At 39.7% G+C, this 15,181-nt stretch carries 16 protein-coding genes; 14 read left to right on the forward strand and 2 right to left on the reverse strand.

Features of this window, described 5'->3' with window-relative positions; translation table 11 throughout:
- The first annotated feature begins 62 nt into the window (after positions 1-62).
- The 5 genes from LXM54_RS02145 (at position 63) to LXM54_RS02165 (ending at position 5,498) form a co-directional block, all read left to right on the forward strand.
- Complete coding sequence (locus LXM54_RS02145; protein ID WP_233313453.1) at positions 63-842, forward strand: TerC family protein; 780 nt, start codon at positions 63-65, stop codon at positions 840-842.
- A 223-nt stretch (positions 843-1,065) separates the two neighbouring features.
- Positions 1,066-2,265 carry an HpcH/HpaI aldolase/citrate lyase family protein gene (locus LXM54_RS02150; protein ID WP_233313454.1) on the forward strand — a complete coding sequence of 400 codons (1,200 nt, stop codon included), beginning with the start codon at positions 1,066-1,068 and terminating at the stop codon, positions 2,263-2,265.
- The gene (locus tag LXM54_RS02155; RefSeq protein WP_233313455.1) at positions 2,204-3,559 is read left to right on the forward strand and encodes a phosphoribosyltransferase family protein; all 1,356 of its coding nucleotides are present in this window, start codon (positions 2,204-2,206) and stop codon (positions 3,557-3,559) included. The genes LXM54_RS02150 and LXM54_RS02155 overlap by 62 nt, the downstream gene beginning before the upstream one ends.
- A gap of 5 nt (positions 3,560-3,564) precedes the next feature.
- Positions 3,565-4,677, forward strand: coding sequence for a cysteine protease StiP family protein (locus LXM54_RS02160; protein ID WP_233313456.1), 1,113 nt, complete (start codon positions 3,565-3,567; stop codon positions 4,675-4,677).
- Entirely contained in the window at positions 4,674-5,498 is an 825-nt protein-coding gene (locus tag LXM54_RS02165; protein ID WP_233313457.1) for an HAD family hydrolase, read from the forward strand. Before LXM54_RS02160 ends, LXM54_RS02165 begins: the two co-directional genes overlap by 4 nt.
- On the opposite strand, the gene LXM54_RS02170 is transcribed toward LXM54_RS02165, so the two are convergent.
- On the reverse strand, positions 5,473-5,727 hold the full coding sequence (locus LXM54_RS02170; protein ID WP_233313458.1) for a hypothetical protein: 255 nt from the start codon (positions 5,725-5,727) through the stop codon (positions 5,473-5,475). The genes LXM54_RS02165 and LXM54_RS02170 overlap by 26 nt on opposite strands.
- Before the next feature lie 291 nt (positions 5,728-6,018).
- On the opposite strand from LXM54_RS02170, the gene LXM54_RS02175 reads away from it, so the two are divergent.
- The 7 genes from LXM54_RS02175 (at position 6,019) to LXM54_RS02205 (ending at position 12,303) form a co-directional block, all read left to right on the forward strand.
- Positions 6,019-7,662: a YceG family protein gene (locus LXM54_RS02175; protein ID WP_233313459.1), complete on the forward strand. Its 1,644-nt coding sequence runs from the start codon at positions 6,019-6,021 to the stop codon at positions 7,660-7,662.
- A gap of 8 nt (positions 7,663-7,670) precedes the next feature.
- On the forward strand, positions 7,671-8,768 hold the full coding sequence (locus LXM54_RS02180) for a toxic anion resistance protein (RefSeq protein WP_233314726.1): 1,098 nt from the start codon (positions 7,671-7,673) through the stop codon (positions 8,766-8,768).
- Between the two features lie 62 nt (positions 8,769-8,830).
- On the forward strand, positions 8,831-9,445 hold the full coding sequence (locus LXM54_RS02185; RefSeq protein ID WP_233313460.1) for a TerD family protein: 615 nt from the start codon (positions 8,831-8,833) through the stop codon (positions 9,443-9,445).
- Positions 9,446-9,487: 42 nt separating this feature from the next.
- Positions 9,488-10,066 (forward strand): TerD family protein, encoded by a 579-nt coding sequence (locus tag LXM54_RS02190; RefSeq protein WP_233313461.1) that lies wholly within the window; start codon positions 9,488-9,490, stop codon positions 10,064-10,066.
- Positions 10,067-10,284: 218 nt separating this feature from the next.
- Positions 10,285-10,992 (forward strand): anthrax toxin lethal factor-related metalloendopeptidase, encoded by a 708-nt coding sequence (locus LXM54_RS02195; protein WP_233313462.1) that lies wholly within the window; start codon positions 10,285-10,287, stop codon positions 10,990-10,992.
- Between the two features lie 31 nt (positions 10,993-11,023).
- Positions 11,024-11,818 (forward strand): thymidylate synthase, encoded by a 795-nt coding sequence (locus tag LXM54_RS02200; protein WP_233313463.1) that lies wholly within the window; start codon positions 11,024-11,026, stop codon positions 11,816-11,818.
- Entirely contained in the window at positions 11,815-12,303 is a 489-nt protein-coding gene (locus LXM54_RS02205; protein ID WP_233313464.1) for a dihydrofolate reductase, read from the forward strand. The genes LXM54_RS02200 and LXM54_RS02205 overlap by 4 nt, the downstream gene beginning before the upstream one ends.
- Before the next feature lie 34 nt (positions 12,304-12,337).
- Here the strand turns inward: LXM54_RS02205 and trhA are convergent, their stop codons facing one another.
- Positions 12,338-12,961, reverse strand: coding sequence for a PAQR family membrane homeostasis protein TrhA (trhA, locus tag LXM54_RS02210; protein WP_233313465.1), 624 nt, complete (start codon positions 12,959-12,961; stop codon positions 12,338-12,340).
- A gap of 121 nt (positions 12,962-13,082) precedes the next feature.
- On the opposite strand from trhA, the gene LXM54_RS02215 reads away from it, so the two are divergent.
- Together LXM54_RS02215 and ilvA are read left to right on the forward strand one after the other, a co-directional pair.
- Entirely contained in the window at positions 13,083-13,790 is a 708-nt protein-coding gene (locus tag LXM54_RS02215; protein WP_233313466.1) for a tubby C-terminal domain-like protein, read from the forward strand.
- 125 nt (positions 13,791-13,915) lie between these two features.
- On the forward strand, positions 13,916-15,181 hold the full coding sequence (ilvA, locus tag LXM54_RS02220) for a threonine ammonia-lyase IlvA (protein WP_233313467.1): 1,266 nt from the start codon (positions 13,916-13,918) through the stop codon (positions 15,179-15,181).

A 15,181-nucleotide genomic window follows, 5' to 3' on the forward strand; every position in this document is an offset into this window, starting at 1 on the left:
TTTGATTGCAGATAAAAAAATACAAAACTGATACAGCGATCAATGAGGAGGAACTTACACGAATGGATGCTATTATTCAATCCTTTATCGAAACATATTCTATGTTTTTTGATTGGGAAGCGTGGGGAAGAGTACTGTCAGACCCAGTGAGCTGGGGATATATTGGAACACTTATAATTTTGGAAGGACTGCTATCAGCTGATAACGCACTTGTGCTTGCTGTTATGGTTAAGCATCTTCCGCCTGAAAAACGTAAAAAAGCTCTTTTCTACGGTTTGCTTGGAGCATACATATTCCGCTTCATCGCAATTGGAGTCGGTGTATTACTAATTAAATTGTGGTGGGTAAAGGTACTCGGTGCAGCGTACTTGGCGTATTTAGCAATCAAGTACTTTATCGATAAACGAAAAGAGAAGGAAGCAGCAGAAAACGAAGAAGAATCGCATGGCATTAACCAAAATGGTTTGTTAATCCGCTTGTTCGGTACATTTTGGGGAACAGTTGTCGCTGTTGAGCTAATGGATATTGCCTTTTCAGTAGACAGCGTTCTTGCCGCTTTCGGTGTCAGCAACGAAGTATGGGTGCTGCTTGTCGGCGGTATGCTCGGCGTTCTGATGATGCGCGGAGTTGCAGGTGTATTCCTGAAATTGATTGACCGTGTGCCAGAATTGGAAAGCACAGCATATATTTTGATTTTAATTATTTCTGTAAAGATGTTCTTAGGTGTGTTTGGTGTTCATGTACACCATATTGTATTCTTTGGCATATTAATTATCGCTTTCGCAGCAACATTTGTTGTTCATAATCGTAATAAGAAAAAAGCAGAGCAAGGCGAAGCTTAATAAAGTAACGAGAGAGAAGGGGTATGACAAGTTGTCATCCCTTCTTTTTTCCATCTAAAGATATAATCCTCATGTTATTACAAATTTACCCATAACAAGAAAATATTAATGCAAGAAAACCGATATTATATTAAAATAAAAGGTAATTTCTAATTTTTTTTATATAATAATTATCAGAATAGTCTAATCACAAAAGGCTTTATAGTGGAATGGAGTTACTGAAATGAAATTATTTTCCGATTTAAATAATCAGCTTGTTGAAAAGCTTTTTTATAAGGAGCCTGAGGAATTGTCGATAACTTCTGATAAGGAGATTTTATCCTATGCCCTTGCCTCCACCCTGTATATGCCTGCAACTAGACCAAATATTTATCATGATCTTCTGATAAACAAGCATCCCGGCTTAACATCAATGGTTATATGCTTAGAAGATTCTATCGGTGATCATGAAGTAGAGCTTGCAGAAGCGAAATTAAAAGAAGAGCTGCTTAACATAAAGGCAAGTATCGAGCAGGGAATATTAGTGAAAAGCAAAATGCCAATGATTTTTATTAGAATTCGCTCTGTTGACCAGTTTTTACGGCTGATGAACGCTCTTAAAGATTGTATGCATTTGCTGACAGGTATTGTGATTCCTAAGTTTGATGCCCAAATTGGCAGCATCATTTTGCAAGAATTGGATTCCTATAATACGAAGGGGAATTTGCTGTATGCAATGCCGATACTAGAAACGAAGAAAATAATAGAAAAAGAGACTAGGCTCGAAGAACTGTTATCGATTAAAAAAGTTCTTGATACATATAAACATCTTATTTTAAATGTCCGCATTGGAGCGACTGATTTTTGCGGTCTTTATGGCATTCGGAGAAACAGTGATACAACGGTGTATGATGTGGCCATTATCCGCGATTGCATCACAGATATCATCAATGTATTTTTACGCGCTGACAGTCCATATGTTGTTTCAGGACCAGTTTGGGAGTACTTTTCTTCCAAAGAGAGAATGCTGATACCACAGCTGCGGGAAACGCCATTTAGAAAAAGATACGGCAAGGCAGGCATGCAGATGAGAACACAGCTTATTGATAAGCATATGGATGGCTTGATTAGAGAAGTACTGATGGACATTACGAATGGCCTGACAGGAAAAACAATCATTCACCCAACCCATATTAAGCCTGTACAAGCGTTAAATGTTGTCAGCTATGAGGAATATTTGGACGCGGCAAATATAATTGCAAGCAGTAATGGAGAGATTGGAGTAATGAAAAGCTCCTTCTCCAATAAAATGAATGAAATAAAGCCCCATTTCTATTGGGCTCAGAAAATCATGCTAAAATCTAGAGTTTATGGGGTGTTCCATGAAGAATTTACATACATTGACTTACTCAAACAAGAAAATTTTATTGCCAATTCTAAATGATTTAAAGATGCATATTGAAATAAAGGAAAATCCATTTGAGCTGCATGCAGAAGAACTATTTCAAATGGCGGCAAGAATCAATAAAAAAAGGTCGTTTTTGTTTGTCAGCAGGCTATTAGGAAAACATATTCCGATTAAACCACAGCTTGGATTATGGACGGGTTTCGCGCTTGCTGCCAGATATGAAGAATTAAAGATAGATAGTCTATCTGCAAAAAGAGAGGAATTGCTTGACTGCTATCATCATTCCATTGCGAATTTTCAGGATGCCCCTTTCATCAGGAAGGAGACGGCTGATCCTGTTATTATCGGGTTTGCCGAAACAGCAACTGCACTGGGCCACAGTTTCTATAAAGGATTTCAACATGCGTCCTTTTTTCACACGACTCGGGAGTTAGTAGAAGGCATGGAATCGATAATTTCTTTTGAGGAGGAGCACTCCCATGCTACGTCTCATCGCTGCTATATAGATGTTTCCATGCTTGATAATACTCGCGAAGTCATTCTTGTTGATGATGAACTGACGACAGGAAAGACTGCCATTAATATTATTAAGGATATTCAGGGGAAATTCCCGCGGAAAGAGTATACAATTGTCTCCATTCTGGATTGGCGCAGCAAAGAAAATGACCAAAAGCTAAAACAGTTAGAGCAGGAGCTCAAGATTAATATTCGCATTGTGAGTCTATTAAAGGGAGAATTCAGTCTTGAAGGAGCGCTGCAAATCGAAGATATTCAACAGGAAACAAATCCTTTAATCACGGATAATGTGGAGACGGAGTTTATTTCGCTTGATGATTTTACGGAAAACAGCCAGCTTCCTTATTACTCACGAACATTAGCAGGCAAGGAAAATCCTGGCTATTACTTAGGAGATACTGGAAGATTCGGACTTCTGTCAAGTGAAAATCACTGGATGGATAAAGCAGCTGATTACTTGGCTAAAAAGAGACTTGGCACCCAAACACTCTGTATTGGAACTGGCGAGTTTATGTATATTCCAATGAAAATTGCAAGTCTAATGGGACAGGGTGTTTCCTACCAATCCAGCACGAGAAGCCCGATTTATCCTCATAATGAAAACCATTATGGAGCCAAAACAGCCATCCATTTTCTAAACCCTGAAGATGAGCATATAGACCATTATTTATACAATATTCCGTCTTATGCATACGATGATATTTTTATATTCTTTGAGAGAAAAGTGGAAGAAGATAAGCTTCAGCTCTTGCTTGCAAAGCTTAAAGAAACGGGAGTAAAAAAAATAAATGTGGTGCATTGCAGTGGGAGGTAGTGTAGATGATGGAAAAGACCGATCTAAAAAAATTTGGCTCTTATAAAGAGGAAGATGTTGTTTTTCTGTTAAAGGATTTAAGCAGCTTAAATTTAGAAGGCGATACAGAGGAGCGGGAGCGCCGCATTCAGGGTGGACAGCATTACAGTGAAACGCTGCCGAAGGAATATAATCCTCCAGAAAAATATCTCCAAGTTTTTTGGGAAACTCTGGATGAATATAAGGAGAAGGTTGCCTTTTGCACTGCTGTTGTTGCTGAGCAGATTTACAGAAAAAAGGGCAATAATACGGTGCTTGTCTCTTTAGCTAGGGCAGGAACACCGATCGGTATATTGATTAAACGTTACTTAGAGCAGAAATACAGCATGAGCTTCCCGCATTATAGCATTTCCATCATCAGAGACAGAGGGATTGACGAAAATGCTCTTCTGTACATCCTAAAAACACATCCTGAGGGCAATATTCAATTTATCGATGGCTGGACAGGCAAAGGAGCCATTTCCATCGAATTAACTAAATCTCTAGCTGAATTCAAAGACAGCCACGGATTTGAGCTTGATGATGCACTCGCTGTAGTGGCAGACCCTGGGCATTGCACAAATTTATATGGAACAAGAGAGGATTTTCTAATTCCAAGCGCATGTTTAAATTCAACAGTCTCTGGTCTTATCAGCAGAACCGTGCTGAATGATGCCTATATAGGTGAGTCAGATTTCCATGGTGCAAAATTTTACGAAGAACTAACAGAATATGACGTCTCAGAGAAGTATTTGGAAGAAATCACTTCTGAGTTTCATCATATTGATACAGAAAAATTGGAGCAGGCAATTTCGGATGTTATAAAAGAAGAGGAAGTTTCTTTCAAGGGAATGAAGGAAGTCCTCGAAATGAAAGAATCTTTCGGAATTGAAACAGTTAATTACGTAAAGCCAGGAGTCGGAGAGACGACTAGGGTGCTTTTAAGGAGAGTTCCGTGGAAAATTCTCATGAAAGACCCAAGTAGCCCATATGTGCGCCATATTGTTTTGCTTGCAAAAGAACGAAATGTGGAAATCATTCCATATCCTCAAATGAGCTATACATGCTGCGGTCTTATTAAAAAGGTTGGTGCTAAATGATGATGATGTTCGCGTCAGACTTAGACAGAACCTTGATTTATTCAGAACGCGCTCTGTCTGAAATGGGAACTCCATTAAATGAAAGCATGGTACCTGTTGAAAGATTAAAGGGAAACTATATCTCCTATATGAAGATAGATGCACTAAGAAAATTAAAGGAGCTTGCATCTCAGCTGCAATTTGTGCCTGTGACGACAAGAACGTATGAGCAATATAAGCGTATCTTTATTTTCGAAGAGAACATTCCAATCACCTACAGTGTGACCTCCAATGGTGCGAATATCCATTATAAAGGAGAAATATTGTCAGATTGGACGAAAGAAGTTCAGGTAAAGCTTGCAGAGCAATGTATTGAAAAAGAAAAACTGATGGAATTAGTCAACGGGCAAGCCTTACCTGGTTCTATGAAAATAGCAGATGATCTCTTCTTTTATTATATATTAGAACAGCAAATAACTTCTGAGACGAAAAAACTGATTGGAAAGATAGCATCAGAAAATGGCTGGAAGGTTTCCCTGCAAGGGCGAAAGCTGTATTTTATGCCAGCACCTGTGTGTAAAGGAGAAGCCGTAAAATTTATCCAAAAAAGAGAAGGCATCAAAATTACAGCAGGGGCAGGAGACTCTCTCCTTGATTTTCCTTTACTGGATGCTTGTACTCATGCTTGGATGCCAAAGCATGGTGAATTAGCAGACGAAGTGCGAGATGCTAATCGTTATAATCTTACTAATTTCTCTGGTGCTGATGCTGGTGAAGAAATCATCGAAACGGTGCACCGGCTTTATAAGAGGAGTGCTACTCCTCTGTTGGAGAATCTTTAAACCATTTGGAAAGCAAGCGATAGATGCCAATAAAAACAGAATAAAAAATAAAAAAGGTGAATATTCCTAGCAAAAGAGACTTGAAGGTCACACTTATGGCAAAACTGATTATTAAACTGATAAAAAACAAATCAAAGAAAAGATAGGTTTTGGAACTTATAACTTGCTCCAATTGTTCCAGTTCTGACTCGAGTTCATGATAAGACTTTTTTCGATATAATGATCTCATATTATAACACCTGCTTAGCCTAGATTTACTGTATAATATGCAATTGCTTCAAAATGGTGAGACGTTAAAAAGGATTGAACATAGGTATATAAAGCCCAAAAGATATTGCTTGGAAGGCTAGAAAGTTAAGCAGTGCTTAAAAAATATGAAACTTTTTAGACTAGTAAACGTACTAATTTATATACGGTAAATATTTAGCAATATCTATATACTTTTGCTATGATACATATAAAGCCTTTTCAAATCACAAGGCCATATTTAACAGAGCAGTTCGTTTAGGGAAGTGGGAAAATGAATGTTAATTTACACACGCTGAATGGGCAGATACTTCCTGTATCAATGGAAAACTGGTATACAACATTGCAGCAGCCGCCAAAAAGCAGGCCGCTCTATAAAGAAGAAAATGGTGTCATCACATTCGGACAAGTGCTTGTAAAGCTGCTTGGCGTTCCGATGGATGAAGACGAATACTACAACCAGCTGTATGATTGGGTCAGTCAAGATGACAGCAGGCTTGTGCTTATCAGCAACCATCACTTGAATAGGGTGCTTGACAACAAGCATTTTCAGGCGATTCAAAGAGTGCTGAATTTGCTGCAAGAACAAAATCTTTCGGTCAATCGCTTTGTCGCTTTTTTAGATGGAGAGAATTTGCTGTTGAAATCTCAAGTCCCGTCCATTCATAGGAAATTAAGGGAAGGGATGATTAAGGTTTTGGAGCGATTTGCAGAAGCAGAGCCGAGTGGCTTAAAAAGCAGCGAATTGCGAAGAATTCTTGTCGATGTCATTAAATGGTCCATCAATCATCTTGAACCGAGTCTTGAAGCGTGCAGAGCGGAAGACAGGCTGCCGCAATTTTTGTGGTACGGGACAGGCAGCAAAAGCCAGGCTTATTTTTTGACATACTTGGCTACAATAGGCTGTGATTTAGTGGTCGTCAGTCCAAATGGTGATGACATCCTCACACAAATATCCGGTGAAGGACAGCCGGCTTTTACACATATATATCCGCAAGCAAAAGAGGCAGAAGAGTTTCCAACTGAAAAACGGCGGAGAACGGCAACGGTTGCGTACAGAGCGTCCAAAGAAATTGAAAGCATTCTTAACCATGAAGGTTCTGGCCTATATAAACCATGGCAACTAAGGGATTATACTCCTACTTCTGTCACCTTAAAAACGACATATGATGAGCTTTTTTTGTTGGAGAAAGAAAAAGCAATGATTCGCCCTAACTTTGAAGTCAGCAATGGAGTAGTGAAAATTCCAACTATTTTTGCTAAAGTATTTGGTGTAAGCAGCAATAGAAAGGAATACTGGGATCGGATGCATAGTCTTGTAAATGTCGACCATGCTCTTTTAATCAAGAATTTCCCGTTTACAAGAGCTGTTGTCAGTGATTACCGTTTCCACTACCGAAGTGCCCTCGACAGAGAAGGGAAATTAGATATTAACAAAATGATGACAGCCAATTACTGGAACTATAGCCGCTTGCCGCTAGGGCTGCAAAAGGGAATTGCCTCAAGCATACGCACAATATGCGATAAGCCGCAGCTGAAGCCCTTGCCGAATGAGACAGAAGAGGAAGCAGCTATATTTCTGTTTACACAAGGGCTGATTATTCCTGCAGATATCCTGAAGCTGCTTCAGAAGTTTGACTATTCACAGGATGTGCCGAGTGTCATTCTCTACAAAACAGAGCTTAACGGTCTGTTCACAAGGGAAGATGCGGCTATATTGCTTTTACTGAATTCATTCGGTGTAGATATTATCGTTTATAATCCGCCAGGTCATTCAGATATGGAGACATTCATTCAAGAAGGCTCCTATGATGCTCACTGGCTGGAGGATGTTGTTTTCGATATGGAATATAAGGAAGAATCATTCTTTAAGAAAATGATTCTAAACGGCTTCAAAAAAAATAGAAGGGGAGATTAGCAGTGAATATGCAATCATCTAATTCTTCAAGTAATGAACATCAAGTGATAGATGTGTTAACGGAAAATAAGGTTTCTGAAATCAAGCTTTCGTTAAGAAATGAGCCTGAAGTGCAGCAATTGGCAAGATCGATTGACGAAAGAGACCAAATTCAAATATTGGAGTTCGGAAAAGAGCCTGCTGTCCAAATTTCGAAATTCTCTGATCAAATATTAGGGAATATGAGAATGACAAAAGTTGAAGACTCGGGTGAACTTTTGAAACAGCTCGGCAGAATCATGGATAAATTTGATAAGAAGGATTTTGAACAATCCTCAAAAGGACTTTTCGGGAAGCTATTTAAGAAAAGCGAAAAATTAATGGAGAAGCTATTCGGCAAGTACCAGTCTATGGGGCAGGAAATCGATAAAGTATATGTCGAAATCTCTAAGTACCAAAATGAAATGGTCGAGTCGACAAATATGCTCGATAATATGTATGAGCAAAACTATCAGTATTACTTAACACTCGAGAAGTATGCTGTTGCAGGTGCGATGAAATCTGACCAGCTGAAAGAGGAAGTGCTACCTCCAATTGAAGCAAAAGCAATTCAAGGCGATCAGCTTGCAGCCATGCAGCTCGATACATTGCGCAATGCAATCGAGCTTATCGACCAACGAGTATATGACTTGGAAATGGCTAAAATGGTTGCCCTGCAGACAGCACCGCAAATCAGATTGCTGCAGCGGGGAAATACGAAGCTGATAGGTAAAATAAACTCTGCATTTGTAACGACAATTCCAATCTTCAAAAATGGTTTGATTCAAGCTGTTGCCGCTAAAAGACAGAAGCTTGTAGCAGACAGTATGAGCGAGCTTGACCGCCGTACAAATGAGATGCTTGTCCGCAATGCGCAGAACATATCTCAGCAAAGTGTTGATATCGCAAGGCTGGCAGGTGCGCCGAGCATTAAGATTGAGACAATCGAAGAGTCTTGGAATATCATTATGAAGGGTATGCAGGAGACAAAGTCTATCGAGGAAGAGAATAAGCGACTTCGTGAAGAAGGCACAAAAAAACTCGAGCAGCTGCAAAACAATTTCAAGCAAATGAAATTAAAAGGCTAAATATAAGGGCAGAACATTTCTGCCCTACTATATAAAAAAACAAATACATAGGGGTGGACAATATGGCAATCAATCTGCAAAAAGGACAAAAAGTTGATTTGACTAAAGGCAATCCAGGTTTATCAAAAATTATGGTAGGACTAGGCTGGGATCCTGTTCAGCAAAAGGGTGGCGGCGGTTTATTTGGCTCCTTGTTCGGCGGCGGCGGTTCTGGCGGAAATGTCGACTGTGATGCATCTGTGCTTATGCTTGATGAGAACGGGAAAGTAAAGGGCAACAGTGATGTTATTTACTTTGGCAACTTAAAGAGCAGAGATGGCAGTGTGCAGCACTCCGGCGACAACTTGACTGGAGACGGTGCAGGGGATGACGAGCAAGTTTTCGTAGAGTTGAGCCGAGTGCCTGCATCTGTTCATAGGCTTGTATTTGTTGTTAATATTTATGATGCAATCAAACGAAAACAGCATTTCGGCATGATTCAAAATGCCTTTATCCGCATTGTTAATCCAAGCTCAAACGATACTATGCTTCACTATAACTTGACCGATAATTATAATGGGATGACAAGCTTGATTGTTGGTGAACTTTACAGACACGGCCAAGAATGGAAGTTTGGCGCAATCGGATCTGGCACATCTGCTGGCAGTCTTGGTGAAGTCGTAAAATCTTATTCTTAAGGAATAGTGGCTTTAACCAGAAGAAAAAAGGAGGAGAAAAGGATGTCCATTAATCTATCTAAAGGACAAAGAATCGACTTAACAAAAACAAACCCGGGCTTAACTAGAGCGGTAATCGGATTAGGCTGGGATACGAACCGCTATGATGGCGGAGTTGATTTTGACTTAGATGCATCTGCTTTTTTGGCAGATGCAAACGGCAAGGTAGTAAATGATGTGGACTTCATTTTCTATAATAACCTTGCACATCCGAGCGGTGGTGTCGAGCATACAGGCGACAACCGGACAGGCGCAGGAGACGGAGATGATGAGCAAATTGTCATCGATTTTTCTAAGATGCCTGCACATGTAGAAAAAGTAGGCATTGCTGTAACAATTCATGATGCCGATTCAAGAAACCAAAATTTCGGCCAAGTTTCCAATGCGTTTGTCAGAGTCGTTAATGAAGAAACAAATGTGGAAATTCTTCGCTTTGACTTGGGAGAGGATTTCTCTGTGGAAACAGCAGTCGTTATTTGTGAATTGTACAAACATAATGGTGACTGGAAGTTTAATGCTATCGGAAGCGGCTTCTCAGGCGGACTTGCTGCATTATGCCGCAACTATGGACTCGACGTTTAAAGAAAAGTTATGGTAAGTTAATAACGACAAGTTAGCCTTTCAGAATAGAAGCCTTCATTGGTTCTGTTTGAAAGGTTTTTTTTGAAGGTATTTCCAATATCCTTTACTGCTCTCTTACGATTTAATATATGCTATAATCTAGTAGATTATTAATTTAGGAATCTACTTGAACCTCAAACATAATGTATAGACATCGCAAGAAAGATGGGGAGAAAAGGATGAAGCATATAAGAAGATTTATGCCGTTTTTTATGATTGGCATAGTCTCCTTCCTTATGGGGAATTCTCAACAAGACATAGATGGCATATTTCTAAAGGATTTTCCAGTTCAGTCCATTATTAAGGGAGAGCTGACTCAATCTGAACAAACGAACCTGCAAAATATTATTTTGCTGCCAAAACCAGCCTTTGACCAGAAAGAAGCAGCAGCAATTGCGAAACGTATAAATAGACTGCCGCAGTCACTTCTGCAGAAAATCGAGAAAAAAGGCATAAAAGTGAAGCTGTTTACGGGGAAGCTGACAGATAATCCAACGGCACAACAGTTTGCCGGAATTGTACCAAGAGGCTATCGGTCCGAAAAAACGTGGGATGATGTCCCAGGAATCGGCGGCGGCCAAACAGTGCTTGTAAAAATTGGAGCGAGCCCAAAGGGCAGCGGGCATGGCTCCGTTAATTTGGAGTTTCATGAGCTTGCCCATTCCATTGACTATAAGGTTTTGAATTATTATAGTAAAACGGAAGCTTTTACCGCTGCTTGGAATAAGGAGAAAGCAACGCTGTTTCCGTACAGCCAATATTTTTTGAACTATCCAGAGGAATATTTTGCCGAAACCTTTGCCATGTATTATTTGGGCGGTTCAACGAAGGAAACATTAAAGGAGCTGGCACCTTTAACTTACAAACAGATTGCCAGCATTAACTAAGAAATTTTAGCAGGAAAAGGATGTTGAATAAATGAAGCAATATTTAGATCTATGCAGGCATGTCTTGACGACGGGAACAAAGAAAGAGGACCGCACGGGAACTGGCACAGTCAGTACATTTGGATATCAAATGCGTTTCGATTTGGCAGAAGGATTTCCGCTGATTACGACAAAGAAGCTCCACTTGCGTTCGATTATTCATGAGCTGTTGTGGTTCTTAAATGGAGATACGAATATTAAATATTTACAGGACAATAATGTGCGAATTTGGAATGAGTGGGCAGATGAGGACGGAAATCTTGGCCCTGTGTATGGACATCAGTGGAGATCATGGACCGCACGCGACGGCAGCACAATAGATCAGATAGCTGAATTAATTCACACAATTAAGAACAATCCTGATTCTCGCAGGATGATAGTCAGTGCATGGAATGTCGGGGACATACCTGATATGGCATTGCCGCCATGTCATTGTCTGTTTCAATTTTATGTAGCTGACGGAAAGCTTTCATGTCAGCTGTATCAGCGTTCTGCTGACGTCTTTTTAGGGGTGCCGTTTAATATTGCGTCCTATGCACTTTTGACTTATATGATTGCCCAAGTATGTGACCTTGAGGTTGGAGAGTTTATTCATACGTTCGGTGATGTTCATATTTACAATAATCATATCGAGCAAGTTGAGCTTCAGCTTACTAGAGAACCAAAGCCGCTGCCGCAGCTTGTGATGAATAAAGATGTGAAAGATATATTCTCATTCAAATATGAAGATTTTGAAATAGTTAACTATGAAGCACATCCTCATATTAAAGGAGTGGTAAGTGTATGATTTCCATGATCGTAGCGATGGATGACAAGCAGGCAATAGGGTTTAATAACCAAATGCCTTGGCATCTGCCGGAAGATTTAAAGTACTTCAAGAAAGTAACAACAGGACATCCTATAGTCATGGGTAGAAAAACGCGGGATTCTATCGGGCGGAATCTGCCTAATCGCGAAAACGTTATACTGACAAGAGACAAGCACTATTCTTGTGAAGGCTGTACCGTTCTGTATTCCATTGCTGAATTCAATAGTTGGCAGGCAACGAAGGATGAGGAAATCTTTATTATTGGCGGCTCAGAAATATTTAAAGAAACGCTTGAAATTACAGACAGAATGTACATAACGGAAATCAGTGGTGAATTTGAGGCAGATACTTATTTCCCCGAAATTGACTGGAATGAATGGCGTGTTATCAGTGAAGAAAAAGGGATTAGAAATGAACAGAATGATTATGATTACCGCTTCCTTGTATATGAACGAAAAAGCTAAGAAAAAAACCAAATCAGCTGCTGATTTGGTTTTTTTATACATAAAATAAGATACAAAAATACATGAACGAGCTTCCAGCTAAGACGAAAACATGCCAGATCGCATGGAAGTAAGGTGTCTTTTGCAGTACATAAAAGATGCTGCCGATTGTGTAAAGGATACCGCCAATTACGAGCAGCACCGCACCTTGTGTTCCGATAGCCTGAAATAAAGGAACTATCGCTGAAACAATCAGCCAGCCCATAATAACATACAAGATGGTGGATGCGACAATAAACTTTTTCACAAAGTAACATTTAAAGACAATTCCGGCAACAGCAAGTCCCCAAACAATTCCGAATAATGTCCAGCCAAGGGGTCCTCTAATAGCTACAAGCAAAAAGGGTGTGTATGTCCCTGCGATGAGCAAATAGATGGCAGAATGGTCCAGGATTTCAAAAAAATCCTTCAGTTTTTCATATGTTGTGCTGTGAAGAAGAGTCGAGCATAGATACAGGAGCAGCATGGTCGTACCGAAAATCGAAAAGCTGACAATCCTCCACGGATTTTCTGTTTCAGCTGCATTAACAATTAAAAAAACAAGCGCTGGAATACTTAATAGTAAGCCGATTCCATGGGTGATGCTGTTAGCAATTTCTTCTTTTACAGAGAATTTCATTCGATCCCTCCTTCTTGTTTATTTTACTGGATTGAAGCAATTAAAACAAATGAAGCAATAAAATGGAAACTAAAAGCTTACTTGACTCGTACATAAAGAAGAGATAAGGAGGGGAAATGCTTTGCTGCATTTATATATTCTGTTTTTCCTAATACTCTCTGGTACTGTCGTCAGGTATTTTATCATCGGACAGATTGATGTGACAACGATTATGATAGCATCGCTCTCCTTAGTTGCTGCTGTTGTGCTGTATATCGTTGCGAACATTCTTTCCAAAAAGGAACAGGCTTATATACCGGCTAACACAGAGAACTGGTCTATTTATGTGCTACAAAAATTTCTGCACACACCAAAACCTCTATTTAAAGGAAGAGAGCAAAAGGGTGTCTATCAGCGCCTATTTACAAAGCGCTGGCACAGAGTAGTAGACAGCTGTATAGAAGGAAAAGCGCCATGGTATTTATCCTTTAGACTTTCGATTGGTGACAATGTGTATAGCGTAGAATGGGAGCGGGAGAAATTACTGGCAAACAATGAAAGCTGGCTTATTTATAAAAATGGAAAATTGTTCGGAAAAGCAGCGACTGTTTTTAACTTGAAAAATGCTGTTCATCTGAAGGAATCCATGAGAGGAACGTTAGGTGAGGAAGGATTCACCATCACTTCAAGAACAATCAATGGAGAAGCTAAAATGATGTGTGACAATAAAGTTGTCGGCAGCATCAAAAGAAACAATCTAGTCAGTGGTGTTCATACAATAACGGTTAATGACGATCAGGATGTCTATATTTTAGCATTATTGCTATTTGACATGTATTTTAAATCATAAAAATTTTCTGATTCCAACGATTGATTTGTAGAGAAAAAACAAAAAATTTAGAATTATTATGATGGATTTCCTTCTCTGACATGTTATAATGTACAAATTAAAAGCTGTGAAATGAGGGTGTGGATATGGAACAAAATGTAATGAAAAAAACGGTGCAGTTGGAGGATATTCTGATTGCGTACCAGCGAATTAAAGACATAGTGGCCCATACTCCTTTACAAAAAAATCATAGATTGTCAGAAAAATATGATTGTAATATCTATCTGAAAAGAGAAGACTTACAACATGTGCGTTCCTTTAAATTAAGAGGGGCCTTTTATTCTATGGTCATGCAGGAAAAAGAAAAGATGAAAAATGGAGTAGTCTGTGCGAGTGCTGGCAACCATGCACAAGGAGTGGCATATGCCTGCAGATATTTAGGTGTGCACGGGAAAATCTTTATGCCTGCAACAACACCGAAACAAAAAGTAACGCAGGTGAAGATGTTCGGGAAAAGTAATGTAGAGGTCGTTCTTGTAGGTGATACGTTTGATGACTCCTATGAAGAAGCAGTCGCATGTGCAACACAGGAAGAAAGAGCGTTCATCCATCCGTTCAATGATGAGCATGTCATTGCAGGTCAAGGAACGGTAGGCATTGAAATCATGAATGACATCGAGGAGCCTGTCGATTATGTGTTTGCAAGCATCGGCGGTGGCGGGCTGATGGCAGGGTTAAGCACTTATATTAAAGGTGTTTCACCTGGGACAAAAATGATCGGTGTCGAACCTGCCGGAGCACCTTCGATGAAAGAATCGGTTCTGCAGCGCAAAGTTATTACACTAGATAAAATTAATAAGTTTGTTGACGGTGCTGCTGTTAAGCGTGTTGGGGAGAAAAGCTATGATGTATGTAAACAGCTGCTCGAGGATATCCTGCTCGTTCCGGAAGGAAAGGTATGTACTTCGATTCTTTCTCTTTATAATGAGCACGCAATCGTAGCAGAGCCAGCCGGAGCGCTTCCTGTCGCAGCGTTGGACTTATATAAGGACAAGATTAAAGGCAAGAATGTTGTTGTTGTTATAAGCGGCGGAAATAATGATATTGACAGAATGCAGGACATTAAGGAAAGATCATTATTATATGAAGGGCTGTTGTACCATTTCATCGTTAACTTCCCGCAAAGAGCAGGAGCACTTAGGGAATTTCTTGATGAGGTTCTCGGTCCTGATGATGATATAACAAGATTTGAATATATCAAAAAGAACAATAAAGAAAATGGTCCAGCATTAGTCGGCTTGGAGCTGAAGCACAGAGAAGACTATAAAGGACTTATTGAAAGAATGGATCTGAAAGGCTTTCCGTATACAGAGCTGAATAAGGATTCAAACCTGTTTAACTTGCTTGTATAA

The sequence above is a fragment of the Bacillus sp. Au-Bac7 genome (assembly GCF_021341655.1).
GTDB lineage: Bacteria > Bacillota > Bacilli > Bacillales > Cytobacillaceae > Niallia.

Coding starts and splice junctions, on each gene's coding strand:
- LXM54_RS02145 (WP_233313453.1), top strand. CDS start 63: ATGGATGCTATTATTCAATCCTTTATCGAAACATATTCTATGTTTTTT.
- LXM54_RS02150 (WP_233313454.1), top strand. CDS start 1,066: ATGAAATTATTTTCCGATTTAAATAATCAGCTTGTTGAAAAGCTTTTT.
- LXM54_RS02155 (WP_233313455.1), top strand. CDS start 2,204: ATGAAGAATTTACATACATTGACTTACTCAAACAAGAAAATTTTATTG.
- LXM54_RS02160 (WP_233313456.1), top strand. CDS start 3,565: ATGATGGAAAAGACCGATCTAAAAAAATTTGGCTCTTATAAAGAGGAA.
- LXM54_RS02165 (WP_233313457.1), top strand. CDS start 4,674: ATGATGATGATGTTCGCGTCAGACTTAGACAGAACCTTGATTTATTCA.
- LXM54_RS02170 (WP_233313458.1), bottom strand. CDS start 5,727: ATGAGATCATTATATCGAAAAAAGTCTTATCATGAACTCGAGTCAGAA.
- LXM54_RS02175 (WP_233313459.1), top strand. CDS start 6,019: ATGAATGTTAATTTACACACGCTGAATGGGCAGATACTTCCTGTATCA.
- LXM54_RS02180 (WP_233314726.1), top strand. CDS start 7,671: ATGCAATCATCTAATTCTTCAAGTAATGAACATCAAGTGATAGATGTG.
- LXM54_RS02185 (WP_233313460.1), top strand. CDS start 8,831: ATGGCAATCAATCTGCAAAAAGGACAAAAAGTTGATTTGACTAAAGGC.
- LXM54_RS02190 (WP_233313461.1), top strand. CDS start 9,488: ATGTCCATTAATCTATCTAAAGGACAAAGAATCGACTTAACAAAAACA.
- LXM54_RS02195 (WP_233313462.1), top strand. CDS start 10,285: ATGAAGCATATAAGAAGATTTATGCCGTTTTTTATGATTGGCATAGTC.
- LXM54_RS02200 (WP_233313463.1), top strand. CDS start 11,024: ATGAAGCAATATTTAGATCTATGCAGGCATGTCTTGACGACGGGAACA.
- LXM54_RS02205 (WP_233313464.1), top strand. CDS start 11,815: ATGATTTCCATGATCGTAGCGATGGATGACAAGCAGGCAATAGGGTTT.
- trhA (WP_233313465.1), bottom strand. CDS start 12,961: ATGAAATTCTCTGTAAAAGAAGAAATTGCTAACAGCATCACCCATGGA.
- ilvA (WP_233313467.1), top strand. CDS start 13,916: ATGGAACAAAATGTAATGAAAAAAACGGTGCAGTTGGAGGATATTCTG.